18 protein-coding genes and 6 pseudogenes are annotated in these 26,854 nt (G+C 70.8%); 16 read left to right on the top strand and 8 right to left on the bottom strand.

The features are described from left to right. The first annotated feature begins 199 nt into the window (after window positions 1-199). On the top strand, window positions 200-3,811 hold the full coding sequence (locus ACZ4EG_RS34740) for a trypsin-like peptidase domain-containing protein (protein WP_467793438.1): 3,612 nt from the start codon (window positions 200-202) through the stop codon (window positions 3,809-3,811). Window positions 3,812-3,939: 128 nt separating this feature from the next. After that, the gene (locus ACZ4EG_RS34735; RefSeq protein ID WP_453554499.1) at window positions 3,940-4,887 is read left to right on the top strand and encodes a bifunctional riboflavin kinase/FAD synthetase; all 948 of its coding nucleotides are present in this window, start codon (window positions 3,940-3,942) and stop codon (window positions 4,885-4,887) included. A gap of 83 nt (window positions 4,888-4,970) precedes the next feature. On the opposite strand, the gene ACZ4EG_RS34730 is transcribed toward ACZ4EG_RS34735, so the two are convergent. From ACZ4EG_RS34730 to ACZ4EG_RS34720, 3 genes and pseudogenes are all read right to left on the bottom strand, one after another. Continuing rightward, the gene (locus ACZ4EG_RS34730) at window positions 4,971-7,769 is read right to left on the bottom strand and encodes a MinD/ParA family ATP-binding protein (protein WP_467793517.1); all 2,799 of its coding nucleotides are present in this window, start codon (window positions 7,767-7,769) and stop codon (window positions 4,971-4,973) included. 660 nt (window positions 7,770-8,429) lie between these two features. Then, window positions 8,430-8,558 (bottom strand): annotated as a pseudogene (locus ACZ4EG_RS34725) (SCO5717 family growth-regulating ATPase); the annotation flags it as partial. Window positions 8,559-8,874: 316 nt separating this feature from the next. After that, a pseudogene (locus ACZ4EG_RS34720) lies at window positions 8,875-9,237 on the bottom strand (hypothetical protein); the annotation flags it as partial. Here ACZ4EG_RS34720 and ACZ4EG_RS34715 point away from each other — a divergent pair. Beyond that, a pseudogene (locus ACZ4EG_RS34715) lies at window positions 9,182-9,400 on the top strand (hypothetical protein); the annotation flags it as partial. The pseudogenes ACZ4EG_RS34720 and ACZ4EG_RS34715 overlap by 56 nt on opposite strands. Here the strand turns inward: ACZ4EG_RS34715 and ACZ4EG_RS34710 are convergent. Continuing rightward, window positions 9,397-9,636 (bottom strand): annotated as a pseudogene (locus ACZ4EG_RS34710) (type VII secretion protein EccE); the annotation flags it as partial. The pseudogenes ACZ4EG_RS34715 and ACZ4EG_RS34710 overlap by 4 nt on opposite strands. Window positions 9,637-9,782: 146 nt before the next feature. Here ACZ4EG_RS34710 and ACZ4EG_RS34705 point away from each other — a divergent pair. Beyond that, complete coding sequence (locus ACZ4EG_RS34705; RefSeq protein WP_467793437.1) at window positions 9,783-10,079, top strand: hypothetical protein; 297 nt, start codon at window positions 9,783-9,785, stop codon at window positions 10,077-10,079. A 485-nt stretch (window positions 10,080-10,564) separates the two neighbouring features. Here ACZ4EG_RS34705 and ACZ4EG_RS34700 read toward each other — a convergent pair. Continuing rightward, window positions 10,565-10,834, bottom strand: a pseudogene (locus ACZ4EG_RS34700) (hypothetical protein); the annotation flags it as partial. 434 nt (window positions 10,835-11,268) lie between these two features. Here ACZ4EG_RS34700 and ACZ4EG_RS34695 point away from each other — a divergent pair. The 3 genes and pseudogenes from ACZ4EG_RS34695 to ACZ4EG_RS34685 all read left to right on the top strand — a co-directional run. Then, window positions 11,269-11,706 (top strand): annotated as a pseudogene (locus tag ACZ4EG_RS34695) (EsaB/YukD family protein); the annotation flags it as partial. Next, on the top strand, window positions 11,681-11,872 hold the full coding sequence (locus tag ACZ4EG_RS34690) for a hypothetical protein (RefSeq protein ID WP_467793436.1): 192 nt from the start codon (window positions 11,681-11,683) through the stop codon (window positions 11,870-11,872). The pseudogene ACZ4EG_RS34695 and the gene ACZ4EG_RS34690, both read left to right, overlap by 26 nt. A gap of 76 nt (window positions 11,873-11,948) precedes the next feature. Further along, window positions 11,949-13,436, top strand: coding sequence for an outer membrane protein assembly factor BamB family protein (locus ACZ4EG_RS34685; protein WP_467793435.1), 1,488 nt, complete (start codon window positions 11,949-11,951; stop codon window positions 13,434-13,436). A gap of 51 nt (window positions 13,437-13,487) precedes the next feature. Here the strand turns inward: ACZ4EG_RS34685 and ACZ4EG_RS34680 are convergent, their stop codons facing one another. Beyond that, window positions 13,488-13,784, bottom strand: coding sequence for a DUF397 domain-containing protein (locus ACZ4EG_RS34680; protein WP_467793434.1), 297 nt, complete (start codon window positions 13,782-13,784; stop codon window positions 13,488-13,490). A 153-nt stretch (window positions 13,785-13,937) separates the two neighbouring features. Between ACZ4EG_RS34680 and ACZ4EG_RS34675 the strand changes: the two genes are divergently transcribed. From ACZ4EG_RS34675 to ACZ4EG_RS34650, 6 genes are all read left to right on the top strand, one after another. After that, window positions 13,938-15,425 carry an outer membrane protein assembly factor BamB family protein gene (locus ACZ4EG_RS34675; RefSeq protein WP_467793433.1) on the top strand — a complete coding sequence of 496 codons (1,488 nt, stop codon included), beginning with the start codon at window positions 13,938-13,940 and terminating at the stop codon, window positions 15,423-15,425. 199 nt (window positions 15,426-15,624) lie between these two features. Then, complete coding sequence (gene rpsO, locus ACZ4EG_RS34670; protein WP_263213330.1) at window positions 15,625-15,912, top strand: 30S ribosomal protein S15; 288 nt, start codon at window positions 15,625-15,627, stop codon at window positions 15,910-15,912. Window positions 15,913-16,214: 302 nt separating this feature from the next. Next, window positions 16,215-18,461: a polyribonucleotide nucleotidyltransferase gene (locus ACZ4EG_RS34665; RefSeq protein WP_453554537.1), complete on the top strand. Its 2,247-nt coding sequence runs from the start codon at window positions 16,215-16,217 to the stop codon at window positions 18,459-18,461. Continuing rightward, complete coding sequence (locus tag ACZ4EG_RS34660; protein ID WP_467793432.1) at window positions 18,458-19,837, top strand: M16 family metallopeptidase; 1,380 nt, start codon at window positions 18,458-18,460, stop codon at window positions 19,835-19,837. The genes ACZ4EG_RS34665 and ACZ4EG_RS34660 overlap by 4 nt, the downstream gene beginning before the upstream one ends. Before the next feature lie 53 nt (window positions 19,838-19,890). Next, entirely contained in the window at window positions 19,891-20,643 is a 753-nt protein-coding gene (gene dapB, locus ACZ4EG_RS34655) for a 4-hydroxy-tetrahydrodipicolinate reductase (RefSeq protein ID WP_453554541.1), read from the top strand. Between the two features lie 17 nt (window positions 20,644-20,660). Beyond that, entirely contained in the window at window positions 20,661-21,113 is a 453-nt protein-coding gene (locus ACZ4EG_RS34650) for a tetratricopeptide repeat protein (RefSeq protein ID WP_453554543.1), read from the top strand. A gap of 731 nt (window positions 21,114-21,844) precedes the next feature. On the opposite strand, the gene ACZ4EG_RS34645 is transcribed toward ACZ4EG_RS34650, so the two are convergent. Together ACZ4EG_RS34645 and ACZ4EG_RS34640 are read right to left on the bottom strand one after the other, a co-directional pair. Beyond that, window positions 21,845-22,393, bottom strand: a complete 549-nt coding sequence (locus tag ACZ4EG_RS34645) for a hypothetical protein (RefSeq protein WP_467793431.1) — start codon at window positions 22,391-22,393, stop codon at window positions 21,845-21,847. Between the two features lie 90 nt (window positions 22,394-22,483). Beyond that, a complete protein-coding gene (locus ACZ4EG_RS34640; protein ID WP_453554547.1) occupies window positions 22,484-22,720 on the bottom strand; it encodes a hypothetical protein in 237 nt (78 codons plus the stop codon). Between the two features lie 210 nt (window positions 22,721-22,930). Here ACZ4EG_RS34640 and thyX point away from each other — a divergent pair, with 210 nt between their 5' ends. The 3 genes from thyX to ACZ4EG_RS34625 all read left to right on the top strand — a co-directional run bounded on the left by thyX (window position 22,931) and on the right by ACZ4EG_RS34625 (window position 26,578). Continuing rightward, window positions 22,931-23,671: an FAD-dependent thymidylate synthase gene (gene thyX / locus ACZ4EG_RS34635; RefSeq protein WP_453554548.1), complete on the top strand. Its 741-nt coding sequence runs from the start codon at window positions 22,931-22,933 to the stop codon at window positions 23,669-23,671. 193 nt (window positions 23,672-23,864) lie between these two features. Further along, window positions 23,865-24,764: a 4-hydroxy-tetrahydrodipicolinate synthase gene (gene dapA, locus ACZ4EG_RS34630; protein WP_263213342.1), complete on the top strand. Its 900-nt coding sequence runs from the start codon at window positions 23,865-23,867 to the stop codon at window positions 24,762-24,764. Between the two features lie 128 nt (window positions 24,765-24,892). Continuing rightward, complete coding sequence (locus tag ACZ4EG_RS34625) at window positions 24,893-26,578, top strand: ribonuclease J (protein ID WP_467793430.1); 1,686 nt, start codon at window positions 24,893-24,895, stop codon at window positions 26,576-26,578. Window positions 26,579-26,854 lie beyond the last annotated feature (276 nt).

Here is a 26,854-nt window from a genome sequence, read left to right as displayed (position 1 = left end):
GCCGCTCCACGGTCCCCCCTCGGTTCCCCCACCCCTAGGGTGTATCCACCTGCCCCCGCCTATTCACCCGACCGAGCAGGCGCTCGGAGTGAACCGGGGGAGCGGAAGGGGGCGCTTTCCCCGCGTGATCTGTCCCGCTGATCATTCCGTGCCTACCGTCGAAGACAGGGCACGGATGCACGGGCGGGGAGGTTCGATCATGGCGGTACAGGGCCTCAGGACCGGGTGCGGCCGCCGATCGGCGTACGGTGCGCCGGAGGCGACGGATCAGTTGGCTCTTCCGGATCGGTCGAGTCCTTCGTATGCCTCCCTGGTGCGGATCGGCGACCTGGCCGGCCGACCGCGCGGCACCGGCTTCCTGGCCGACCACCACGGCACGGTCGTCACCAGTCACGAGGCCGTCGACGGCCTGTCCCGGCTCGTGCTGCACGCCGCCGGCGAGCGGACCTGCGTCGTCACCGCCGACGCCGTCACCCCGCTGCCCGCCCTCGACCTGGCCCTCGTACGCACCGAGGGCCTGGGCGGGGACCCGCTTCCGATCACCGTGCGGGAGCGGATCAAGGCCGGTACGTATGTGCGGATCGCCGCGGACCGCTGGCGCGAGGCCCGGGTGCTCGGCGCGACCCGGGTGACGTACACGGCCACGGACCGTGTCCATCTCCTCGGCGACGCACTGGAGTTGGCGATCGGTACGGCCGGGCGGGACGCGCTGCGGCTGGGCGGCGGGGCGGCGGGCGGGCCCGTGCTCGACGCCGAGACCGGCGCCGTGCTCGGTGTGCTCGGTACGGCGCTCCAGTCGGGCGAGCGCGACGCCGGCTTCGCGGTGCGGCTGCGCCCCGCCTCGGGCCCGCTCGCCGAGCTGCTCGCCCGCAACGCGGCGACCGTGCCCGCCTACGGCGCCGACCTCAACCTGGCGGGAGTGCTGGAGCTCACGGCCACCTCGATCGGGCAGGACGGCCCGCAGGGAGCGCTCGACGGCCATGTCTGCCGGGTCGGCGCCGGGGGACCGGTCCCGGTGGAGCCGGTCGAACGGGCGGAGGCGGCACGGGAGTTGACCGCCTTCGCGGCCGGCGGAGCCACCGCGCTCGGCCCTGTCGGAGCCACCGTGCTCGGCCTCGTCGGCGCCCCGGGCAGCGGTCGTACGACGGAGCTGGCGGCCCTCGCCGCCCGCCGCAACCGTGGCACGGAACCGGCCCCCACGCTGTGGCTGCGCGGCGCCGATCTCCAGGACGGCGACGAGTCGGTGGCCGACGCGGTGCGCCGGACGCTGGAGCGGGCGGCCCGTATCGTCACCGCCTCCCGGTCCCTGCTCCCCGGTGACCTGGGCGACATCACCCCGGAGCGTCTCGCCCGCCTCGCCCGGCGGACCGGCCGCCCCCTGCTGCTCCTCCTCGACGGCCCCGAGGAGATGCCGCCCGTCCTCGCCCACCGTCTGCGCGAGTGGACCGAGGGGACCGCGGCGTGGCTGCGCGAGACCGGGGCCCGGCTGGTGGTCGCGTGCCGGGAGGAGTACTGGGAGGGCGCCGGGGCGCGGTTCCCGCGCGAGCACCTGCACCCGTACGTCCCCGCCGACGCCCCGCACACCCTGCCGCCCTGCGTACACCTGACCGACCTCACCCCCGATGAGGCCCACCGGGCCCGCTCCCGCTACGCCGTCCCGGTCGGCGCCCTCACCGAGCGCGACGCCCGCCACCCCCTCACCCTCCGGCTCCTCTCGGAGGTCCGCGCCGCGCTCCCGGACGCCCCGGCCACCACCGGCCTCGACCGTCATGACGTCCTCTCCGCCCACCTCGACCTGATGTGCCTGCGCATCGCGGTCCGGCTCGCCGCGGAGAACGGACTGCGGGGCACGGCCGTACGCCGTCTCGCGGCCCGGGTCTCCGGACAGATCCACGAGGCCGCCCGGCGCAGTCTGGGTCCCGGGCACGGCGAACTGGACCGGGAGGCCTTCGAGGCGGTGTTCCCCTGGGGCCCCGCCCCGGCCCGACTCGGCGGCGGCACCGGCTGGGCGAGCGCCGTGCTCGCCGAGGGCCTCCTGGTCCCCGCCGGCGTCGGCTACCGCTTCGCCCACGAGGAGCTCGCCGACTGGATCCAGGGCATGCACCTCGACCTGGACGAGGCCCTGCGGGCCCTGGTCCACCGCCGCCCTGCCCCGTCGGCGGCCGAGCCCCTGCCGGTCCCGCACCACCGCGTCGGCCCCGTCGTCCAGGCCCTGCTCCTGCTCGCCCGTCAGCACGGCGCCCCCCGGCTGGCCCGCCGCGTGGAAGAGCTGATCCACGCCCTGGACGCCGACCCCGCCTCCTGGTGGGCCGCCCGTCTGCTCGCCCGGACGCTGCTGCGCGTGCCCGACGCGACGCCGTACACCGACGTGCTGCGCATGCTGGCCGACCGGATCGTCACCTGGCGCCGCCGACAGCGCCCGGTACCGGCCGAGTTCGGCCCCTCCTTCTGGACCGCCCTGCCCGTCCCGGAAGACGAGCGCTTCGAGCTGCTGCGCCGGCTGGTCCTGGCGGACGAGGCCCCGCCGGTGCCCGGGGGAGCGGACGGGGGCCGGCCCGAAGGCCTGAGCGGAAGCGCCCTCGACGTCCTCGGGGCCCGTCCCGGCAGCACCCGGTACCTCCGCTACCTCGACGCCGTGGCCCGACTGCTCGCCGCCGACCCCACCGCCGTACAACCCCACCTGACCCGCTGGTTCGACGACGAGCGCCCACTGCCCGCGACCCCCCACGCCACCGTGGCCACGGCCGCGCAGGCGCTGCTGCACACCCATCGGCACGGCGCCCTGGACGAGCTCACCGAGCTCCTGGTGAACAGCGCGCACCGGCGGTCCGACGAGCTGCTCTCCGTGCTGGCCGAGGACGAGCCGTCGGCCGTGTGCCGGGCGGTCGACCGGTGGGCGCACGACGCGCGGCCGGACCGGCGGGCGGCCGCGGTGGCGTACGGGCTGAGCGTCGCGCCCCACGTCCGTACCGAGGCCGACCGCGAGCTGCTGCGCTACGCGGCGCTCGCCCTGCTCGCCCGCCCCGCGGACCGCGGGCTGCACGGCGGCGCGCTCGCCCTCCTCGTACGGGACCCGCGTACCCGGGCCCGCCACCTCCCCCAGGCCCTGCGGCACTTCGCCTCCGGCGACCCCCGGATCCCGCCGAGCGCCCTGGTCCCTGCCCTGGACACCCACCCGGACCCGGTCCTCGACGCCTTCCGTGACCGGGTGCGCGTCGGTCCGGACGCGGGCGAGGCGCTGCGCGCCCTCGCCGACGTCACCACACCCGCGCTGGCCCGCCGGGTCGCCGTGCTCGTCCGCGAGGCCGTCGAGCTGCGGCCGGACATCGCGCGGCACGTGGCGGCGTACGTCGACCGCAGCCTCGACCACGGCCCGGCCGCCCGCGCCGTGCTCCTGCCCCTGGTCACCGGCCTCCTCGACGCGGGGCCGGAGCGGGTGCGGGCGGCCGTCGCCGCCGTGCTCGCCGCGCCCGGCACCCCGGCCTCCCGCCCGCTGCGCCGCGAGCTCCTGGAGTTCCTGCTGACCCATGAGCGCGAGCCGGACGTCCTGGACGCCCTGCTGCACTCCGTCGCATACGGCGGCGAGGACGTCCGCGACCTCGTCCACCGCACCGGCCTCCTCCTGGTCCGCACCCCGGACGGAGCGACCCGCTTCGACCGCGGCCTGGTCGATCTGGGCCGCCACGTCCCCGGCTTCGCCGTGCTGATGGCCCGCTGGCTCACCGACACTCCGGACGAGTGGGCCGCGGTCGTGGGGCCCGGCACCCGGCGCATGATCGGGAACCTGGCGGGCGTCGGGGTCCCGGCCTGACCCCGGTTCCGCACGTGCGCCCCGTCACAGCCCCCATGCCGATGCGGGCCCGGGGCGCACGGCATGGCACCCTTAGACCTGCGTAACAGGGTCGGTAGATACGGACACGGGTTCGAGGAGCGGTCACAGTGCAGCGCTGGCGTGGCTTGGAGGACATCCCCCAGGACTGGGGGCGCAGCGTCGTCACCATCGGTTCCTACGACGGAGTCCACCGCGGTCACCAGCTGATCATCAAGCACGCCGTGGACCGCGCCCGTGAGCTGGGCGTTCCCTCCGTCGTCGTCACCTTCGACCCGCATCCCAGCGAGGTCGTCCGCCCCGGCAGCCACCCGCCGCTGCTCGCTCCGCACCACCGCCGCGCGGAGCTGATGGCGGACCTCGGCGTGGACGCGGTGCTGATCCTCCCCTTCACGACCGAGTTCTCGAAGCTCTCGCCCGCCGAGTTCGTCGTCAAGGTCCTGGTCGACAAGCTGCACGCCAAGGCGGTCGTCGAGGGCCCGAACTTCCGCTTCGGGCACCGGGCCGCGGGGAACGTCGAGTTCCTCGTCGAGCAGGGCAAGGTCTACGACTTCGAGGTCGAGGTCGTCGATCTGTACGTCACCGGCGCCGCGGGCGGCGGCGAGCCCTTCTCCTCGACCCTGACCCGGCGCCTGGTCGCCGAGGGCGACGTCGAGGGCGCCCGCGAGATCCTGGGCCGCCCGCACCGCGTCGAGGGCGTGGTCGTACGCGGCGCCCAGCGCGGCCGTGAGCTGGGCTTCCCGACGGCCAACGTCGAGACGCTGCCGCACACCGCGATCCCCGCCGACGGCGTCTACGCGGGCTACCTCCACGCCCAGGACGAGATCATGCCGGCCGCGATCTCCGTCGGTACGAACCCGCAGTTCGACGGCACCGAGCGCACGGTGGAGGCGTACGCCATCGACCGCGTGGGGCTCGACCTCTACGGCCTGCACGTCGGCGTCGACTTCCTGTCCTATGTGCGCGGGCAGGCGAAGTTCGACTCCCTCGATGCCCTGCTGGAGCAGATGGCCGAGGACGTGAAGCGCTGCCGCGAGCTGATCGCGGCGGACGAGTAGGCGCGCGACGACAAGCGGCGTCGCACAAGGGCGGCCGGTGCCTTCGAGGCACCGGCCGCCCTTCGTGTTCTGTCGCCGTCGCCCTACTGCTGGGGCGGGGCCTGCGGCGGGTACGGCTGACCGGGCTGGCCCGGCTGCGGGTAGGGCTGCGGGTAGGGCTGCCCCTGCTGCGGCGGGTACGGCTGGCCGGGCGCCGGAGCCTGGGGGTAGGGCTGGGCCGGCGGCTGCGGCTCCTGTGGCTGTTGGGGTTGCTGCGGTGGGTACGGCTGCGCCGGGGCCTGCTGCGGGTACGGCTGGCCCGGATACGGCTGCCCCTGCTGACCCGGCTGGCCAGGAAGGGGCTGACCCGGCATCGGCGGGGCGGCCACCGGCGGCGGGTTGCCGTCGTTGGTCCACAGCCCGTGTGCCTGCTGGTGCCGTACGAAGTCCTCGGCGACCATGGCCGCGAGGTTGAAGTACGCCTCCCGTACCTTCGGCCGCATCATGTCGAGGTCGACCTCGGCACCGGCCGCGAGGTGCTCGTCGAAGGGCACGACCACGACACCGCGGCACCGCGTCTCGAAGTGGCCGACGATGTCGTCCACCTTGATCATCTTGCCGGTCTCACGCACACCGGAGATGACGGTGATCGAACGGGACACGAGGTCGGCGTATCCATGCGCGGACAGCCAGTCCAGCGTCGTACTGGCGCTGCTCGCACCGTCCACCGACGGTGTCGAGATGATGATCAGCTGGTCCGCGAGGTCCAGCACACCGCGCATGGCGCTGTACAGCAGTCCGGTGCCCGAGTCGGTGAGGATGACCGGGTACTGCCGGCCGAGCACGTCGATGGCGCGCCGGTAGTCCTCGTCGTTGAAGGTCGTGGACACGGCCGGGTCGACGTCGTTCGCGATGATCTCCAGGCCGGAGGGGGCCTGCGAGGTGAACCGCCGGATGTCCATGTACGAGTTGAGGTACGGGATCGCCTGGACGAGGTCACGGATGGTGGCCCCGGTCTCGCGGCGCACCCGGCGGCCGAGCGTGCCGGCGTCCGGGTTGGCGTCGATGGCGAGGATCTTGTCCTGGCGCTCGGTGGCGAGCGTCGAGCCGAGGGCGGTGGTTGTCGTGGTCTTGCCGACACCGCCCTTGAGGCTGATGACCGCTATCCGGTAGCAGGACAGCACGGGCGTCCGGATCAGGTCGAGCTTGCGCTGCCGCTCGGCCTCCTCCTTCTTGCCGCCGATCTTGAACCGGCTAGGCGTCGCCGCGGGCCGTCCGCTCTTCGCCTTCTGCCGCTTGTTGTTGAGCAGCCGGTCCGACGACAGCTCCACGGCCGCGGTGTAACCGAGCGGCGCGGCACCCGGGTTGGTCGGCTGCCGCTGATCGTGCCGGATGGGCTGCGGCCAGGCGGCGCCGGCCCGGGGGTCGACCGGCTGCTGCGGCATCTGGGGCGCCTGGGGCGCTTGGGGAGCCTGCGGTGCCTGGGGGTCGTGCGGGACCTGCGGTGCTTGCGGTGCCTGCGGTGCTTGTCCGGGCTGCTGGGCCTGCTGCGGGTGCCCGGGGAAGGCCTGCGGGGCGTCGGGCTGCCCGGGCTGACCCTGTGGGGCGGGTGCCTGCGGGAAGCCGTAACCGCCCGGGTGAGCCGGGGAGTTGGGCGCGCCCGGGGTGCCGGGGGCGGCCGCGGCGCCTGCGGGCTGCGGGAAGCCGTAGCCATCCGGTGCCGGCGGGGTGGGGGCGCCCGGCTGCGGGAAGCCGTAGCCGGCGGGCGCGTTGGGAGCCGGAGCCGGAGCCGGAGCGGGGGTGGCGGCCGGCGGCTGGGCAACGGTGTTGGGCTGTTGCGGTGCCGGAGGCTGAGGGGCTGCCGGGGCGGGAGCTGGGGCGCCGGGGTTCGGGAAGCCGTAGCCGCTCTGGGGGTTGGGCGGCTGAGGTGCCGACGCAGCCGGGGCGGGCGGCTGCGGGAAGCCGTAGCCGGCCTGGGGGTTGGGTGCGACGGGAGCTTGGGGCGCCGGAGGCTGCTGTGCCGCCGGGACACCGGAGGCGTAGGGCTGCGGGGGCGGCGGGGGTGCGGGCTGGTTCCAGGCGGCCGGTGCGGGCTGCGGTGCCTGGGGCTGGAATGGCTGCTGCGGGGCCGGCGGCACGGCGGACGGGCCCTGCGCGGCCGCGGGCTGCGGCGGACCGGGCACCGGGTCCGGCTGCTGCGGCGCGGGCTGCACGGGCCACTGGGCCGCCGGAGCGGGAGCGGCGGACTGGTACGACGGCGGCAGCGGCGGCAGCCCGCCCTGCGGGGCCGGCGGCGGGGCCCAGGCGGGCGGCGCGTCCTGCGGCGCGGGAGGCATGACCGGTACGGCGTCCTGGGGGACCTCGTCCCCGGGCGCGCTGTCCTGCGGTACGGCGTCCATGGGCTCGACGTCGGCAGGGGCGGAGTCCTGAGGCGACGCGTCTTCGTCGAGCTCGGGCTCCGCGGGCGCCTCGTCGGCGACTTCGGCCTCAGTGGTGATCGCGTCGTCCGTCACGACCTGAGCCACGTCATCGGCGTCATCCGACACGGCGTCACCCTGAGGGGTGTCTTCCGTGAGCTCGGCTTCGGCGGACTCGGTCTCGACCTCGGCCTCGATTTCCAAGGAGTCGGACTCGACATCCTCGTCCGCCTCCACGTCCTCCGCAGCGGCAGCCTGCGGCGCGACCTCCTCGGCCTCGGCCTCGGCCTCCGCCTCCGCGGACACGGACCCGGTGTCCTCCTCGTCGGCCCCGTTCGCGACCACGTCGGCGTCCGCGGAGCCGTCGTCACCCGCACCCTCCTCGGGCTCCTCGGGCTCCTCGGGCTCGACGGCGGCCTCGGCCGCGGCCTTCCGCTCCGCGACCTCGGCGATCTCGCGCTTCAGCGCAACGGCGGAGAACCGCATGGTCGCGCCGCTCTCCAGGTCACCACTGCCGGACTCCTGCTCATCCGCGACAGGAGCGGCAGGCGAAACCGGAGCGGCGGGCGGAGCTGGAGGTGCCGCGGGCGTGGAAGGGGCCCACTGAGCCTGATACCCACCCGCCGGAATGTTCGGAACGGCCGTCGGCGACGCGGGCTCCGCGGGCCGCTGCGCCGGTGGCTCCGCCTGCGGCTGCTGCGGCTGCTGCGGCTCGAACCCGCTCCCCACCGGCAGCCTGGGCACGGCGACGGGGCTCCCGCCCTGTGGCGCGGCCGGTGCGGGCGGCGCGGCAGGCGTGAACGGCGCGCCGGGGCCCGGAGCCGGAGGCACCGGTGGCGTGAAAGGCGCCCCCGGCGCAGGAGCCGCCGGAGCGGGCGGAGCGAACGGCGCACCGGGTGCGGGCGCGGGCGGAGGCGGACTGAACGGCGCACCGGGTGCCGGAGCCCCGGCCGCCTGAGTCGCGTGCGGGGGAGGGGTCAGCCCCGGAAGCGGAGCGCCCGCCGGGAACGGCGAACCCCCCGGCCCGCCCGCCCCCGTGGGCCGGGCCGGCGCTCCGGAAACCCCGTCGGCCCCCGCACCCGCGTCCGAATTCCCCGAACTCCCCGAATCCCCCGAGGCTCCCGACGCCCCGGGCGACGCGTTCTGCGTGTACCAGGCGGGCGGTGCGTAGTCGATGGTGAACTCGCCCGTCGTCTCGATGGCGGACTCGGCGTCGGGCTGGTCATCGCCGGGTGTGGCCCAGCCCCCGCGGATCCCGTCCCGATCGCTGCTCACAGTTCCTCCTGGTGTGGTCGAGCACCCTCATGCCGTGCCGGGCCGACCATGTTCGTGTCGTTCTCAGTCGTCCGAAGTCGTTCGAGGTAGTCCGATCCACCGGCTCTCCCCCTGGGCCGCCGACGCCCGGTCCACGGGTTCTGGCATCGCGCCCGGTCCCAGCCTAATCACCGCACGCCCCACCTCGGCAGGCCCGTCCACCTGTCAGCACCCGCCCATCACCGCACACCTTGCCCGGAAGAACCGTACGCAGCCTTCCTATTGGCGCACAATTGGCGAACATAACGGGCAAGACTGGCCAGTTCAGGCCATCCGGTCAGTCCATCCGCCGTGGCGTACCCAACAGTCCGATCTCGGCCTCGGTGGGCTGCGTCATCACGTACTGCCGGTCCCGGTCGGTGCACCACAGCGTGACGCCGTCGGGGAGCGCGGGCAGGGATTCCACCTCGGTCCGGGCCAGCCCCATGGTGCGCCCCAGTTCCATGGCCTCGTCCGGGGAGACCCGCTGGATGCCGGCGAGCCGCGCCTGCTTCAGCAGCCGGGGCGCGACCGGACTGAGGTACGGCAGCAGCGTCACCACCGACTGCCATGGACCGGACGCGACCCGCCCGCGCGGAGGCCGCATGCCGCAATCCCGTACCACCAGGACGGGGGTACCGGCGGACGCGCCCTGGGGCGGGTTGCTGGACGCGCTTGCGCTGCCGATAGGTGACGCCGGGGTGGACACGGAGGGGCAGCCCGCCGTGCTGGGGCTCAACCGGCCCACGCTGTACGACGTCGTGCTGATCGGCGGGCTGTGGACGGCTCAGGTGCTCGCGTTGCGCGCCGCCGCGACAGGGGCCGCACCCTCCAACACGCGCCGGGCCGCGACCAGTTCGTCATCACTGCGTCCGGTCACCCGCAGGTGCCCGCACAGCGACACCTCCTGACGCTCCCCGCGCGCGAGGGTGAGGCTGAAGGTGGTGGCCAGCGCGGGTACGGCCGTGACCTGGGCGACGAGCTGGGGCAGCGACGCCTCTCTGCCGCCGCCCAGTTGGGGCCACCGGCGGATCCAGTACGTCGTGTGTCTGCGGATGTCGCGGAGTTGAGATCACCGTCGATACGCACAAGTTCGGCAAGGCTGTTGAGGGAGCGGCTGACGCAGTCGGTGATTTCGCGGGCTCTGTCAAAAGAACATCGCCGGCGGCTTGTTCTGATCTACTTCAGCATGGAAGGGGGCATGCGATGCCCACGACACTGCCGGTGCCGATCGAGTTCCGGTTGCCCGACGGGTGGTTCTCGGCCCGTCCTGACGGGATCGGCGACCCCGGAGTAGCCTTTGCGGCAATGCATCCGCAGCCGGACGCCGGGTTGGCTGCCAACATCACCATCGACGGCGGACTCCCGTCGGAGGGGGTGACGCTGGCCGATCTGGTTGACGCGTCGGTGAGGCGCCTACGCGAGGTCGCCGAGGCGGTGGCTGTGACCGACCGGTGTATCTTTCCCTGGCGGACGTTCAGGACCCGCACAGGCGTGCGATGATCAGGCTGGCTCTGACTGCCACCGCAGCGCAGCACGACGCCGTTCTGGGGGATTTCCAGGACTTCGTCCGCACCGTTCGTCCGGACCGCGGGACGGACGAATAGCGATGGGCCGGCTTCGGGACAGTTGGAGTCGTTACCGGGACTGGCGGACCGGCACGAAGTACCCCGAGAGCGGAGTTGTTCCGCGCCCCGTCCAGGAGCTCCGTGCCGCCCTGCTCGCTCTCAACGAGGGGGACGTGCCGTTCCGCGTGCGCAATCCCGTGGGTGCGGAGAAGGCGGATCTTGTGGCGGAGTGGCAGCTCGTGCTGCCCTTCCGACGATCAGCGTGCCTACGGCAACGGCTGAGAGGCCCCAAGCTGCTGCGGACAGGCGGACTTTCGCCATGACGTGATCCATTCAGGGTGGGTTCGGACAGGTTGCCGACCAGACCGCCGGCGCAGGGCTTCGTGGGCGTGCCCCACTTTCTCCTCCGCGGTCAACGGATACCAGACCTGTCTGCACCAGCGCATTGTCCTTACGGCGGGAGACGAAGACGCCCCGCCCGGCGGGCATCGGCCGTGGTCGCACTTCGCCCAGCAGATCACCCTCGCTCGGGTCACCGGCCAGGACCACTCCCTGTGCGCCGAGTTGAGCCGTTGCATGAAGGCCTCGAATGAGGCCCGCCCCGCACCAGCCGTCGGCCGCGCGATGATGAACCGCACGCCGACGTCGCGGGCGAACGGCAAGCAACTCGGCGAGCCCGGCCAACGGATTCCTGCCCATGCCGATCGTCGGCAGCAACTGCATGAGCACGCTCTCGTGCTGCCCCCGCTGAAGTTCCGGGGGCGACTGAAGCGCGACCTCTTCCGTGGGCACTTCGGACGGCAGCGCCCGAGGCGGGCGCTGCACGACGATGTGACTCACTGCGCCCCAATTCCCTTGTCGGGCCGCACGAATGAGGTCCGCCCCCCGTTTACAGGCGGACGCAGGCTGCCGCGTGATCCTTCTGACTCCACGAATGACCGGGTGGCGGTAGGGTGCCGGGTGTTCGCTTGAGCACACGCGAACGAGGCCCCGCAAACCGGGGTATTCCGTGCGAGGTGTCAGCGCATGCCACTCCTGGTGGGGCCCGGCGGCGCCCTGTGTGTCGTCCGCTCGAGCCCAGCCGGGGGAGAGGCGCAGGATTCTCACATCACGGACGCAGGACCATGACTGAGGGGGAGTACAAGGTGAGCACGACGGCCACGGGGACAGCTGTGCCCGGCGTCGGGACGGGGTCGGGGCTCGGTTTCTGCCGCGTCAGGAACGTCGCGCCCGACAGCCGGATCGACGTTGCGTTGCCCGACGACATCCCGGTCGCCGACATCTACCCGGAGATCCTCCGGCTCTCCTGCCAGCGCCCTGCCGAAGGCGCTCCGGTCGGCCACCACCTCGTACGCCGGGACGGCACCGTTCTCGACAGCTCGCCTTCCTTCACCGCGCAGCGGATTCTCGACGGCGCACTCCTCACCCTGCGCCCCTTCTCGGAGTCACTTCCGCCCGCGGTCTTCGACGACGTCTCGGAGGCGGTCGCCTCGGCGGTACCCCGGCATCGCCCCCTGTGGAGCGGCGAACTGACGCGTGCCGTGGGACTCGTCGGCAGCGGCAGCCCTCGTCGCCGCGCTCGGCCTCATCGTCCCGCGCCGCGGTCTCAGCCCCTTCTGGGGCCGATCCCTGGAGATCATCGAGGGCTCCGTGCTCCTGACGCTGGTACCTCTGGCGCTCGCGGTGTTCCACGTGTACGCCACCGCTCGGGCGATGACCAGCGAGTGACCCCCGGCCGGCCCCGTCGGTACGGCCCGCACACGTGGCGATGCAACCTCGACAGTCGAGAAAGGGATCTTTCAGCGTGAGCTTCGGCCCGCCTCCTTCCGTCTTCACGCAGTCCACACTGACGGCGCACGACAAGCGGAAGAGGTATCGAAGGCGTCTGTTCGGCATCGCGGCGGCCGTACTCGCTGTCGCCCTGGGTGTGGGCGGCTGGCTCCTGACGCGCGCCGACGACGGCGAACCGTCCGACACCCAGCAGGAGGCGGCCGCTCCCGCCGCGGACGAGGTCAGGGAGACGACCGAGAAGATCCCGACCACGCCCGAGGGACAGGTGGTGGTCGACCACAACGAGGAGGGACTGGCGGGGGTCACCGAGTCGCACCCGCGCTACGCTCCCGGCACCTGGGCAACGGGCAAGATCCTCGCCAAGGGTGTGGCCGACAGGATTGTCGGCATCAAGGTCGAGCCGCACTACGACGAGACAGCCTGGACCCTCAAGCTGGACGGGCACATCTGTGCCACCAGCAGCCACGTCACGGTCGACGGCCGCACGGCTGTCGTGGTGCAGCCCGCCAAGCGCAAGGGCACCGACGGCGCGGGCATCTGCGACGAGGTGGTGTTCGTCGACCTGAACAACGGCAAGAAGCTGTGGCAGTCCTCGATGCCCTCGGCGAACTCGGCCTTTGTCACCAACACCAATCTGACCCTGACCAAGGGCGTGGTCGCCGTCGCCTGGGGCGAGGGCTCAGTGGCGTACGACATGAAGAACGGCAAGGAACTCTGGAACAGCGCAACCCGCTCCAAGTGCGAGGACCGGGGTTTCGCCGGAGGGAGGGCGCTGCTTGCTCTGGAACGCTGTGGAGACGCGCCCGACACCACCTACCGGGTCGAGAAGCTCGACCCACGCACGGGCAAGGCGCAGTGGACATACACGCCGGCTGCCGGAGTCGAGGCCGTCTACCTGCCGTCGTCCGACCCACCGGTGCTGGCCGTCGCGGCCGGGGACACCTCGGTCACCGACCTGATCACGCTCGACGGCAAGGGCAGGCACCTCGCCACGATCTCCATGGGGAGCGGAGCGTACGACCCCAAGTGCGGTGACGGGATGGGCTTCTTCGGCGTCGTCGAGAAGTGTCCCGGCATGGTCGTCGGCCGGAGCCAGGTTTTCGTCACGAGCAAGGACCAGACCGAGATCGACCAACCGGAGAACTGGATCGTCGCCTTCGACGTCAAGACCGGCAAGACCGAACGGAAGATCGACGGGCGTCCGCAGTCACCGGTCTTCCCCCTGCGGATGGGCGGTGACGACCTGCTGGTGTACCGGCGTTCGTTCAGCGACATCGAACCCGACGCCGTCGTGAGGTGGAACCCGCGCACTGGCAGGGAGACGCCCCTTCTCGTCTTCAACCTCTCGGGCGGCGACAACCACATGCTGGGCGATCCCGAGCAGTCGGACATCGTCGTGGAGCAGGGCCGGGTCTTCTTCGCCAAGCAGGAGCTGTCCGCAGACCCCAAGCATCCGAAGTACCCAGTACTGTCGGCCCTCGGCATCGGGAGCGCCGGCTGAGCCGGAGGGATGCGTGGACGGGCGGCACACGCGCGTGCCGCCCGTTTCCGGTCACTGCGTGGTGAGCCCTCCGTTGTGCTCCGTCGGCTCCAAGTCGAACTCCCCGTCCCGCGCTCCCAGCACGAACGCCCGCCACTCGGCCTCCGTGTACCGCAGCACGGTGTCCGGGTCGAGGGACGACCGCATGGCCACGGCACCTTCGGGCAGGTACGCGATCTCGACCCGCTCTTCGTGCTCCTCCGTGCCTGGTGCGCAGTGCCATTCGACGTCCGAGATGTCGAGCGCGTACAGCTCGTCCCGTTCCCGCTCCTTGCGTGCCTTGAGTTCCCTGTCCTCGGCATCGGTCATGGCGACCAGGTCCTTCCTGCTGTCTCAACGAGCTGCGCAGTCACCCTACTTGCCAATGTTGTCCCAGGTCAGACGTTCACCGATGTGCGCCCGTTTGCGAAGGGTGACAACATCGTCACGGGCGTCGGCCTTCCGGTAGAAAGGTTTTCACCCGTGAGTTTCGGCCCCCCGCCGTCCCCGTACACGCAGTCCGCACTGGAGAGCGACCGGCGTAGAAGACGCGGCAGACACTTCGTCATGGGTGTGACGGCCGCGGTGGTCGCGGCCGCGTGTCTGGCGGTCTGGGGTTTCGCCGAGGGCGGTGGCGGGACATCGGCCGGTGAGCGTCGGGCGGCTGCCCGACAGGATCCCGACGACATCAGGGAGACCGTGGAGGCTCCCCCGAAGTCGGTCGAGGGCAAGGTGGCGTTCGAGTACACCGAGCAGATCAAGGAGGTGGGGAAGAAGGTCGGGGCACCGGGCACTTGGGCCACGGACAAGGCATTCGCGAAGGGCTTCGGGAACCACATACAGGGCGTAGCCATGGACGTTGCCAAGGAGAAGGAGAAGGAGAAGGAGAAGGACGTCAAGGGCAGGACATGGAAGCTGACCTTTCCCGGCCCCCTCTGCGCTACGACACGCCACGTCAGCGTGGCGGGCTGGACGGCCGTGGCCTTCTCCACGGAGGCCGCTGAGCCCGCGGCATCCCCCGATGTCACCCTGACACGGCTCTGCGACGGCCTCGCTCTCGTCGATCTCAACAAGGGCAGGAAGCTCTGGCAGGCCAAGCTGCCCGGGGAGAATCCGCCCACCGGCGTCACCGTGACCATGACCGATGGCGCCGTCGCCCTCGCCTGGAGCGAGGGCTCGGCCGCCTACGACATGACCAGCGGGCGGCGGCTGTGGGCCGACACCACCCCCTCGGCCTGCGCGGACGAGGGCTTCGCCGGGGGGCGGCACCTGCTAGCGCTCCTCAGCTGCGGTGACTCGGCCGCACCCACGTACCAGGTGCAACGCATCGACCCCCGCAGTGGCCGTACCCAGTGGACGTACAGAGTGGCCCGCGGCGTCAAGGACGTCTACCTGGTCTCCTCGTCGCCGGCCGTCATCGCCGTCGCGGCGGGTGACGACCTCGTCACCGACCTGATCTCCCTCGACGACGGGGGCCACGCCCGCGCGAGGATCCCGTTGATCCGGCAGCACCAGATCGTCGACTGCTACAAGACCTTCAGCCCCGAGGTCGACAGCTGCCATGCGATCGTCGTGGGGGAGCGGCAGGTCTACATCGCCACGGACGAGGACATCGTCGCCTTCGACCTGGCCACTGGAAAGAGCGAGCTCAAGTTCGACTCCCCGTCGGGCGGGCAGATGTACCCCATAAGAATGAGCGGCGGCAAACTGATCGCCTACCGCGAGAGCGGTGGCTATTCGCCCAGCGTCTTCGTCGCCATCGACCCGGCCACGGGACGGGAGAAACTCCTCCTGCTCTTCGCGGAGAGCCCCGACGTGGATCTGCCGCCCTTCCGCGATCCGACAACGGGCGATGTCCTGTACGAGCACGGCCGGGCCTACTTCTCCGTGACGAGCGTCGACGGACCGGAGAACAAGGGCGAGATGGGCGAGATCGCCACCGTGGCGGTCGGCATCAAGAGCGTGGGCTGAGCCGGGGGCAGGGCCATCCGTCCGGGCTGGTACCCTGAGTGACGGCCGTATGTGTACGCACCCCCGGAGCCCCGCAGGAACCCCCTGCAAGCCCTGGAGGCCGCGCGCAGCGGATCCCCGCCTTCCGAGTGATGGAAGTTCCCCCGAGCAGAAGACCGGGGGCGCTCGGTCGGCCACTCACAGACTATGAGGAGTACGCGTGTCGCTCGACGCCGCTACGAAGAAGCAGATCATCGGCGAGTTCGGTACCAAGGAGGGTGACACCGGCTCCCCTGAGGTCCAGGTCGCCATGCTCTCGCGTCGGATCTCCGACCTGACGGAGCACCTCAAGACCCACAAGCACGACCACCACTCCCGCCGTGGTCTGCTCATCCTGGTCGGTCAGCGCCGTCGGCTGCTGCAGTACCTGGCCAAGAAGGACATCCAGCGCTTCCGTACGCTGGTCGACCGCCTCGGCATCCGCCGCGGTGCCGCGGGCGCCAAGTAAGACGCCGTGAAGGGAGCGGTTCCCGATACGACTCGGGACCGCTCCCTTTGCCGTACGTGCGGAAACGTGCGGAGTGTCACTCACGCTTTGTAGTGTGGTAGCACAACGCATTACGGACGACACAGCACAACAAGAAGAGGAGAGGCGCACCTAGCCGCCGCCGGTCCTCGGTAGTGGCCCCCGGGGGGAAGCGAACCCCGGGTGCTTCGATCGAAGACCGGCCCGCACCGCACGGAGCGCTTCTCCGCAACCGTCCCCCTGCCATACGGGCAGCCAGGGACGAAGACGAGGAGAAAACGCTAGTGGAGAACGAGACCCACTACGCCGAGGCCGTCATCGACAATGGCGCCTTCGGCACCCGTACCATCCGCTTCGAGACGGGCCGCCTGGCCAAGCAGGCCGCCGGCTCCGCCGTTGCGTACCTGGACGACGACACCATGGTGCTGTCGGCCACCACCGCATCCAAGAACCCCAAGGACCAGCTCGACTTCTTCCCCCTGACGGTGGACGTCGAGGAGCGGATGTACGCCGCCGGCAAGATCCCCGGCAGCTTCTTCCGCCGTGAGGGCCGTCCCTCCGAGGACGCGATCCTCACCTGCCGTCTGATCGACCGCCCGCTGCGCCCGTCCTTCAAGAAGGGCCTGCGCAACGAGATCCAGGTCGTCGCGACGATCATGGCCCTCAACCCCGACCACCTGTACGACGTCGTGGCGATCAACGCCGCGTCCGCGTCCACGCAGCTGGCCGGTCTGCCCTTCTCCGGCCCGATCGGCGGCGTCCGCGTCGCGCTGATCCGTGGCCAGTGGGTCGCGTTCCCGACGCACACCGAGCTCGAGGACGCCGTCTTCGACATGGTGGTCGCCGGTCGCGTCCTGGAGGACGGCGACGTCGCGATCATGATGGTCGAGGCCGAGGCCACCGACAAGACCATCCAGCTGGTCGCGGGCGGCTCCGAGGCGCCGACCGAAGAGGTCGTCGCCGCCGGCCTCGAGGCCGCCAAGCCCTTCATCAAGGTCCTGTGCAAGGCCCAGGCCGACCTCGCCTCGAAGGCCGCCAAGCCGACCGCCGAGTTCCCGATCTTCCTCGACTACCAGGACGACATCCTGGAGGCGCTCTCCGCCGCCGTCCGCCCGGAGCTCGCCTCCGCGCTGACCATCGCGGGCAAGCAGGAGCGCGAGTCCGAGCTGGACCGCGTCAAGGTGCTCGCCGCCGAGAAGCTCCTGCCGGAGTTCGAGGGCCGCGAGAAGGAGATCTCCGCCGCGTACCGCTCGCTCACCAAGCAGCTGGTCCGCGAGCGCGTGATCAAGGAGAAGAAGCGCATCGACGGCCGTGGCGTGACGGACATCCGTACGCTCGCCGCCGAGGTCGAGGCCCTCCCGCGGGTGCACGGTTCCGCGGTGTTCGAGCGTGGCGAGACCCAGATCCTGGGCGTCACCACCCTGAACATGCTCCGCATGGAGCAGCAGCTGGACACCCTTTCCCCGGTGACCCGCAAGCGCTACATGCACAACTACAACTTCCCGCCGTACTCCACCGGTGAGACCGGCCGCGTCGGCTCCCCGAAGCGCCGCGAGATCGGCCACGGTGCCCTCGCCGAGCGCGCGCTGGTGCCGGTGCTGCCGACGCGCGAGGAGTTCCCGTACGCGATCCGCCAGGTCTCCGAGGCGCTGAGCTCCAACGGCTCGACGTCCATGGGCTCGGTCTGCGCCTCCACCATGTCGCTGCTGAACGCCGGTGTGCCGCTGAAGGCCCCGGTCGCCGGTATCGCCATGGGTCTGATCTCCCAGGAGATCGAGGGCGAGACGCACTACGTCACCCTCACCGACATCCTCGGTGCGGAGGACGCCTTCGGTGACATGGACTTCAAGGTCGCCGGCACCAAGGAGTTCGTGACCGCCCTCCAGCTCGACACCAAGCTGGACGGCATCCCGGCCTCCGTCCTGGCCGCGGCCCTCAAGCAGGCCCGCGACGCCCGTCTCCACATCCTCGACGTGATGATGGAGGCCATCGACCGGCCCGACGAGATGTCCCCGCACGCCCCGCGGATCATCACCGTCAAGATCCCGGTCGACAAGATCGGTGAGGTCATCGGCCCCAAGGGCAAGATGATCAACCAGATCCAGGAGGACACCGGCGCCGACATCACCATCGAGGACGACGGCACGATCTACATCGGTGCCGCCGACGGCCCGTCCGCCGAGGCCGCGCGCGCCACGATCAACAGCATCGCCAACCCGACGATGCCCGAGGTCGGCGAGCGCTACCTCGGTACGGTAGTGAAGACGACCACCTTCGGTGCGTTCGTCTCCCTGCTGCCCGGCAAGGACGGTCTGCTGCACATCTCGCAGATCCGCAAGCTGGCCGGCGGCAAGCGCGTGGAGAACGTCGAGGACGTCGTCGGCGTGGGCCAGAAGGTCCAGGTCGAGATCGCCGAGATCGACTCCCGCGGCAAGCTCTCCCTGATCCCCGTGATCGAGGGCGAGGAATCCGCAGCCGACAGCGGCTCCGCCGCGGGCGGCGAGGACAAGAAGGACGACACCGACAAGTGACGTCGAGTAGCTCCAAGGCGACGGCCCGCACCTCTTCGGAGGCGCGGGCCGTCGCCCGTACCCAAACCCTGATCAAGGGCACCGGAGGGATCGGTACGGTCCGTAAGACCACCCTCCCCGGCGGCCTGCGCATCGTCACGGAGACCCTGCCCTCCGTGCGCTCGGCGACCTTCGGCATCTGGGCGCACGTCGGCTCCCGCGACGAGACGCCCGCGCTGAACGGCGCCACGCACTATCTGGAGCACCTGCTCTTCAAGGGCACCGGCCGCAGGTCGGCGCTGGACATCTCCTCCGCCATCGACGCGGTCGGCGGCGAGATGAACGCGTTCACGGCGAAGGAGTACACGTGCTACTACGCGCGCGTGCTCGACACCGACCTGCCGCTCGCCATCGACGTCGTCTGCGACATGCTCACCGGCTCGCTGATCCTCGAAGAGGACGTCAACGTCGAGCGCGGCGCGATCCTCGAGGAGATCGCGATGACCGAGGACGACCCGGGCGACTGTGTGCACGACCTGTTCGCGCACACGATGTTCGGCGACAACGCCCTCGGCCGCCCGGTCCTCGGCACGGTCGACACGGTCAACGCCCTGACCGCCGACCGCATCCGCCGCTTCTACAAGAAGCACTACGACCCCACCCACCTGGTGGTCGCGGCCGCGGGCAACATCGACCACAACAAGGTCGTACGACAGGTCCGTGCCGCCTTCGACAGGGCGGGCGCCTTCAAGACCACCGCGGCCGAGCCCGTCGCGCCCCGCAACGGCCGGCGCAGCATCCGCACCGCGGGCCGCGTCGAGCTCCTCGGCCGCAAGACCGAGCAGGCGCACGTCGTCCTCGGCATGCCCGGCCTGGCCCGCACGGACGACCGCCGCTGGGCGCTCGGCGTGCTGAACACGGCCCTCGGCGGCGGTATGTCCTCCCGTCTCTTCCAGGAGGTCCGGGAGAAGCGCGGTCTGGCCTACAGCGTGTACTCGTACACCTCGGGCTTCGCCGACTGCGGCCTTTTCGGCGTGTACGCGGGCTGTCGTCCCTCGCAGGTCCACGACGTGCTGAAGATCTGCCGCGACGAGCTCGACCACGTCGCCGGGAACGGTCTGTCGGACGACGAGATCGGCCGCGCCATAGGGCAGTTGCAGGGCTCGACCGTCCTGGGGCTTGAGGACACCGGCGCGCTGATGAACCGTATCGGCAAGAGCGAACTGTGCTGGGGCGAGCAGATGTCCGTCGACGACATGCTGACCCGGATAGCGGCCGTGACCCCGGACGAGGTCCGCGAGGTCGCCCGCGACATCCTGGGACAGCGCCCGTCGCTGTCGGTCATCGGCCCGCTCAAGGACAAGCAGGCCTCCCGGCTGCACGACGCCGTCGCCTGAAACCCTCCGGGTGAACACCCCCGGCCGAACTTCTCCGGTTAGGAAGCAAGAAGATGAGCAAGCTGCGCGTGGCGGTCCTCGGTGCCAAGGGCCGGATCGGTTCCGAGGCGGTACGGGCCGTCGAGGCCGCCGAGGACATGGAGCTGGTTGCCGCCCTCGGCCGGGGCGACAAGCTGGAGACCCTGGCGGAGACCGGTGCCCAGGTCGTGGTCGAACTGACCACCCCCGCCTCGGTGATGGGCAACCTCGACTTCTGCGTGCGCCACGGCATCCACGCGGTCGTCGGCACGACCGGCTGGACCGACGAGCGCCTGGCGCAGCTCAGGGGCTGGCTCGCCCAGTCTCCGGAGGTCGGCGTGCTGATCGCGCCGAACTTCTCCATCGGGGCCGTCCTGACCATGAAGTTCGCGCAGATCGCGGCACCGTACTTCGAGTCGGTGGAGGTCGTCGAACTCCACCACCCGAACAAGGTCGACGCCCCGTCCGGCACCGCCACGCGCACCGCCCAGCTCATCGCCGAGGCCCGCCGCGCCGCCGGCACGGCCCCGGCGCCGGACGCGACCGTGACGGCCCTGGAGGGCGCCCGCGGCGCCGACGTCGACGGCATCCCGGTGCACGCGGTCCGTCTGCGCGGCCTGCTGGCCCACCAGGAGGTCCTGCTGGGCGGCGAGGGCGAGACCCTCACCGTCCGCCACGACTCCCTGCACCACAGCAGCTTCATGCCGGGCATCCTGCTCGGCGCCCGCCGCGTGGTGTCGACCCCGGGCCTGACGTTCGGCCTGGAGCACTTCCTGGACCTGGGCTGATTCGAGGACCTCAGCACATGCGCGCGAAGATCTCCTATGCCGTGACGGCCGCCGTCCTGGTCTTCTACTTCGTCCTGGTCGGCAGCCGCGGCGTCATGCTCATCCAGTCCGGCACGCTCATCACCGTCACCTTCGGGGTCGCGGTGCTGATCCTGCCGGTGATCGGTCTGTGGTTCCTGTGGAAGAACACCCAGTTCGTCCGCAACGCCAACAGGCTTGCCGCCGAGCTCGACGCGGAGGGCGGCCTCCCCGTCGACGAACTCAAACGCACCCCCGGCGGCCGCATCGACCGTGACTCGGCCGACGAGGTCTTCGCCAAGCGCAAGGCCGAGACGGAGGCGTCCCCCGACGACTGGCGCAGCTGGTTCCGCCTGGCCGTCGCCTACCACGACGCCCGCGACACCCCCCGAGCCCGCAAGGCAATGCAACGAGCCATCACCCTCCACGCAGCCAAGCCGGCCCAGCCCTGACAGGGAGGCGTACACGTACGCATCAGGGGGCCGGCCTGCGCTACCACGGACGGGCCCCCTCACCTTGCCTCCGCCGCCAGCCCGGCCGACACCGAGCCGCGGATGCTTTCAATGGGCCTTGACCGTGGCCACACCGGAGCGGACCCCCGTCCGCACGTGTACGCAGGAGGGGTCGGCCCGCATCACCGCGGACTCCCCTCGGCCCCGCCTGCACGAAGGAGAGGCCAGCCCCCTCGCGTTGCCCCGGGTGGCAAGTGGTCGGCACTGTGCCGCGCATGCTTTCGGCGGGCCTTGGCCCGGGTGCAGCAGGACGGTCTGCCCGCATCACCGCGGGGCCCTTTCGCCTTGCTTCTGGCGTCTCCGTCGGTCCTCAGCCGCCCATGTCTTCAATCGGCCTTGGCCGTGGACGTACCGGAGCGGACCTTTATCCGCACGTGTGTACGAGGAAGGGGTTGGCCCGAACTATCGCGGACCGGTCTTTCGCGCGTTGCCTGGGGCGTTAGCCCCGCCGCATTCCGACATCCGCGCCTTCAGCGGGGCCTCGGCCGCGCCTGCGCGAGAGGGCGTCCCGCATCACCGCGGACCGGTCCCTTCGCGTCGTCCCGGGTGGCAGCCTCGCCGTATTGCGTCATCCACGCCTTCAGCGGACTCTCGGCGCACCTGCACGAAGCAGACGCCGGCCCGCGCTGCAGCGGACCGGTCCTTCGCGTCGCCCCGGGCGGCAGCCCCCGTCAGCGGCACTCCGCCGCCCATGCCTCCACCGCGTCCGCTGCCCTGTCGAAGGCCGAGGAGCGGCTCAGGAAGTCGAGGCCGTGTGTGGTCAGCAGCGGGGGCGTGTCCTCGGCGGGGCGGTCCATCCGTACGAAGGTCAGCGCCTGGCCCTGCACCGTGCGGGGAAGGCCCAGCCAGCGCACCGGCTGTTGCACCGTGCGCACCGAGACCACCCGCTTCCAGGGCACCGTACGCGTCACGAGGAAGGCCACCTGGCGTACCCCGCGCGCGCTCACCCACACGCCCATGCGCAGCAGCCGCAGCGCGCTGACGATGATGGCCAGCGCGATGCAGAGGATCACCGCGGCGGAGGAGGACGAGCCGGTCAGGGCGATGAGGACCGCCGCGAACAGCACATACGAGGCGAGGAGAAGGCACAGCGCCGCGACGGCCACCCGCCACGGCCCGGGCCGGTAGGGGCGCCGCCAGCGCGTGCGGTCGTCGTACGGCAGGGCGACGTCGTCGGCTGCCTCGAAGGTGTGGTCGGCCGTCAGGAAGGGCAGGGGCACGGCTGGTCCTCACTCATTCCATGCATGGGCTGTGCCCGGTGAGGCTATCCGCCTGGGTACACGCTCACCACCCTTGGGGGGCCGGAAGGGTCAGTGCCCCTGGGACGCCTGGGACTGCTGGGTTTGCGTGGTGGAGGGGGTGGACAGCGCCGGCCAACCGAGCACCACGGAGCCCACGAGCCCGGCAACGATCGTGAGCCCCAGCAGCCAGCGCCCGGCCATCTGACCGACGGAGGACCGCTGGCGGGGCGGTGGAGCGACATTGCTGCGGAACGTGTCGGCTTCGGCGAGGAAGGCGAACGGGACGGGCTCGCGCCGACGGAACATCGGACTGCGTCTCCCTTCGGGGATCGAACGAGTGGGTCTCACCAACACAGACGAGCGAGAGACGCAAAAGGTGCCCTCTTGCCCCGAATTCACAGAAGTTCTCCGAAGTTCGCCGAAGATGTCGCGCCCCGGTACCGAACGCCCCGATGTCAGTGCCGGGCCGTAGAGTGGGCGCCGCCCGAGAGAAGTGATGGAAGGACCCTCCGAGCCGTGACCGACACCCCCGCCGACGCCCTCAAGCCCAGCTTCCGGAGCGACGTCACCGTAGAGCTGGTCAAGCACAGCGCGGCCGACTCCGACGTGCTGTGGGCCGCCCGCGTCTCCACCGCCGGCGAGCAGTCGCTGGACGAGCTGAAGAAGGACCCGGAGCGCTCCAAGGGCCTGATCAACTATCTGATGCGGGACCGGCACGGCAGCCCCTTCGAGCACAACTCGATGACGTTCTTCATCAGCGCACCGATCTTCGTGTTCCGCGAGTTCATGCGGCACCGAGTGGGCTGGTCGTACAACGAGGAGAGCGGCCGCTACCGCGAGCTCCAGCCGGTCTTCTACGTCCCCGACGAGTCCCGCAAGCTGGTCCAGGAGGGCCGCCCGGGCAAGTACGTCTTCGTGGAGGGCACCCAGGCCCAGCAGGAGCTGGTCGGCCGCGTGATGGAGGACTCGTACGTCCACGCGTACGAGGCGTACCAGGAGATGCTCGCCGCCGGTGTCGCCCGCGAGGTGGCCCGCGCGGTGCTCCCGGTCGGCCTGTTCTCCTCGATGTACGCCACCTGCAACGCCCGCTCGCTGATGCACTTCCTAGGCCTGCGCACCCAGCACGAGCTGGCCAGGGTGCCGTCCTTCCCGCAGCGGGAGATCGAGATGGTCGGCGAGAGGATGGAGGCCGCATGGGCCGAGCTCATGCCGCTGACGTACGCCGCCTTCAACGCCAACGGCCGCGTCGCGCCGTAGCGCGGTACACGTGTGCGGGTCAGCCTGGCGAAGCGTCCGTATTGCGGCATTTGTGGAAGTTCATCTAGCCTGATCAAACGGACCCGGCACTGCTTGAACCCCCGAGCAGGCAGTGCCGGGCTCCACATTTGTCATGACTTTCCCCGCACCCCAAGGGCAGACCACGCATTGAGCAGCGAGTAGCGTGTTACCCATGGCTCCGACCTCCACTCCGCAGACCCCCTTCGGGCGGGTCCTCACCGCCATGGTCACGCCCTTCACGGCGGACGGCGCACTTGACCTCGACGGCGCGCAGCGGCTCGCCACCCACCTGGTGGACGCAGGCAACGACGGCCTGATCATCAACGGCACCACCGGTGAGTCTCCCACCACCAGCGACGCGGAGAAATCGGACCTCGTACGAGCCGTACTGGAGGCCGTCGGCGACCGGGCCCACATCGTGGCCGGCGTCGGCACCAACGACACCCACCACAGCATCGAGCTGGCGCGCGCCGCCGAGCGCGTGGGCGCGCACGGCCTTCTGGTCGTCACCCCGTACTACAACAAGCCCCCGCAGGAGGGCCTGTACCGGCACTTCACGGCCGTCGCCGACGCCGCCGAGCTGCCGGTCATGCTGTACGACATCCCAGGCCGCAGCGGCGTCCCGATCAACACGGAGACACTCGTCCGCCTCGCCGAGCACCCGAGAATCGTCGCCAACAAGGACGCCAAGGGCGACCTCGGCCGCGCCAGCTGGGCCATCGCCCAGTCCGGCCTGGCCTGGTACTCCGGCGACGACATGCTCAACCTGCCGCTGCTCTCCGTGGGCGCGGTCGGCTTCGTCTCGGTCGTCGGCCATGTGGTCACTCCGGATCTGCGGGCCCTCGTCGAGGCCTTCACCTCCGGCGACGTACAGAAGGCCACCGAGATCCACCAGAAGCTGCTCCCGGTCTACACCGGCATGTTCCGCACCCAGGGCGTCATGACGACGAAGGCCGCGCTCGCCCTCCAGGGCCTGCCCGCCGGGCCGCTGCGCGCGCCCATGGTCGAGTGCTCGACCGAGGAGATTGCCCAGCTCAAGATCGATCTTGCCGCGGGCGGGGTACAGCTCTGACACCAGACTTCACAACTGAATAGGCAGGACACCGGTGCCTGCACCCCACAACGACAACTGCTTCTGCACGAACGTCACGCGCGCCACGTGCCCTACCGGTACGTGGCGTGCGTGGTGAGGAGAGTCTTTTGAGTCATCCGCATCCTGAACTGGGCCCGCCCCCGCCGCTCCCCGAAGGTGGTCTGAGGGTCACCCCACTCGGTGGCCTCGGCGAGATCGGCCGCAACATGACGGTCTTCGAGTTCGGCGGCCGCCTGCTGATCGTCGACTGCGGAGTGCTTTTCCCCGAGGAGGAGCAGCCCGGAATCGACCTGATCCTGCCGGACTTCTCGTCCATCAGGGACCGCCTCGACGACATCGAGGGCATCGTCCTCACCCATGGCCACGAGGACCACATCGGCGGCGTTCCGTACCTTCTCCGCGAGAAGCCGGACATCCCGCTGATCGGCTCCAAGCTGACCCTCGCACTCATCGAGGCGAAGCTCCAGGAGCACCGCATCCGCCCGTACACCCTGGAGGTGGCCGAAGGGAACCGCGAGCGCGTCGGCCCCTTCGACTGCGAGTTCGTCGCGGTCAACCACTCCATCCCGGACGCCCTGGCCGTGGCCATCCGCACTCCCGCCGGCATGGTGGTGCACACGGGCGACTTCAAGATGGACCAGCTGCCGTTGGACAACCGCCTGACGGACCTGCACGCGTTCGCGCGCCTGAGCGAGGAAGGCATCGACCTCCTCCTCAGCGACTCCACGAACGCCGAGGTCCCCGGCTTCACCCCGCACGAGCGGGACATCTCCAACGTCCTGCGCCAGGTCTTCGCGGGTGCCCGCAAGCGGATCATCGTGGCGAGTTTCGCCAGCCACGTCCACCGCATCCAGCAGATCCTGGACGCGGCACACGAGTACGGCCGCCGGGTCGCCTTCGTCGGCCGCTCGATGGTCCGCAACATGGGCATCGCCCGCGACCTCGGCTATCTGAAGGTCCCACCGGGCCTGGTGGTCGACGTCAAGACGCTGGACGACCTGCCGGACAGCGAGGTGGTCCTGGTCTGCACGGGGTCCCAGGGCGAGCCGATGGCGGCCCTGTCCCGGATGGCCAACCGTGACCACCAGATCCGCATCGTCGAGGGCGACACGGTCATCCTGGCCTCGTCCCTCATCCCCGGCAACGAGAACGCGGTCTACCGCGTCATCAACGGCCTGACCCGTTGGGGCGCGAACGTCGTCCACAAGGGCAACGCCAAGGTGCACGTTTCCGGCCATGCCTCCGCGGGCGAGCTGCTGTACTTCTACAACATCTGCCGCCCGAAGAACCTGATGCCGGTCCACGGCGAATGGCGCCACCTGCGGGCCAACGCCGAGCTGGGCGCCCTGACGGGTGTACCGCACGACCGGATCGTCATCGCCGAGGACGGCGTGGTCGTCGACCTCGTCGAGGGCAAGGCGAAGATCTCCGGCAAGATCCAGGCCGGTTATGTGTACGTCGACGGCCTCTCGGTCGGCGACGTCGGCGAGCCGGCGCTCAAGGACCGCAAGATCCTCGGCGACGAGGGCATCATCTCGGTCTTCGTGGTGGTCGACTCGTCCACCGGCAAGATCACGGGCGGCCCGCACGTCCACGCCCGCGGCTCCGGGATCGACGATTCTGCCTTCGGAGAGGTCATCCCGAAGATCACCGAAGTACTGGAGCGGTCGGCGCAGGACGGCGTCGTGGAACCCCACCAGCTGCAGCAACTCATCCGCCGCACGCTGGGCAAGTGGGTCTCTGACACCTATCGGCGCAGGCCGATGATCCTGCCGGTCGTCGTGGAGGTCTGACACACGTACGACCCCTCGTACGCGTGAACCCGGAGCGGGGCGCCTCGATTTGCATCGGGGCGCCCCGCTCCAGTACGTTTACGGCTCCGCCTGAACGGGAACCCACCGCCGCCGCGTGCGCGCAGGAGGTCGTCCCGGAGCGGGTGGAAATTCCGACTCAGAATCTCTGATAAAGTCGGATCCGCCGGAAAGGGAAACGCGAGAGCGGGAACCTGGAAAGCGCCGAGGAAATCGGGTCGAGAAAAGATCTGATAGAGTCGGAAACGCAAGACCGAA

The organism is Streptomyces sp. NPDC025638 (genome assembly GCF_055558775.1).
The sequence above is the reverse complement of the archived record's forward strand: the minus strand, read 5'-3'. Positions and strand labels throughout refer to the sequence as shown.

Coding starts and splice junctions, on each gene's coding strand:
- dapB (WP_453554541.1), top strand. CDS start 19,891: ATGAGCAAGCTGCGCGTGGCGGTCCTCGGTGCCAAGGGCCGGATCGGT.
- ACZ4EG_RS34705 (WP_467793437.1), top strand. CDS start 9,783: ATGCCCACGACACTGCCGGTGCCGATCGAGTTCCGGTTGCCCGACGGG.
- ACZ4EG_RS34730 (WP_467793517.1), bottom strand. CDS start 7,769: ATGCGGTTCTCCGCCGTTGCGCTGAAGCGCGAGATCGCCGAGGTCGCG.
- dapA (WP_263213342.1), top strand. CDS start 23,865: ATGGCTCCGACCTCCACTCCGCAGACCCCCTTCGGGCGGGTCCTCACC.
- ACZ4EG_RS34740 (WP_467793438.1), top strand. CDS start 200: ATGGCGGTACAGGGCCTCAGGACCGGGTGCGGCCGCCGATCGGCGTAC.
- ACZ4EG_RS34640 (WP_453554547.1), bottom strand. CDS start 22,720: ATGTTCCGTCGGCGCGAGCCCGTCCCGTTCGCCTTCCTCGCCGAAGCC.
- ACZ4EG_RS34650 (WP_453554543.1), top strand. CDS start 20,661: ATGCGCGCGAAGATCTCCTATGCCGTGACGGCCGCCGTCCTGGTCTTC.
- ACZ4EG_RS34680 (WP_467793434.1), bottom strand. CDS start 13,784: ATGACCGATGCCGAGGACAGGGAACTCAAGGCACGCAAGGAGCGGGAA.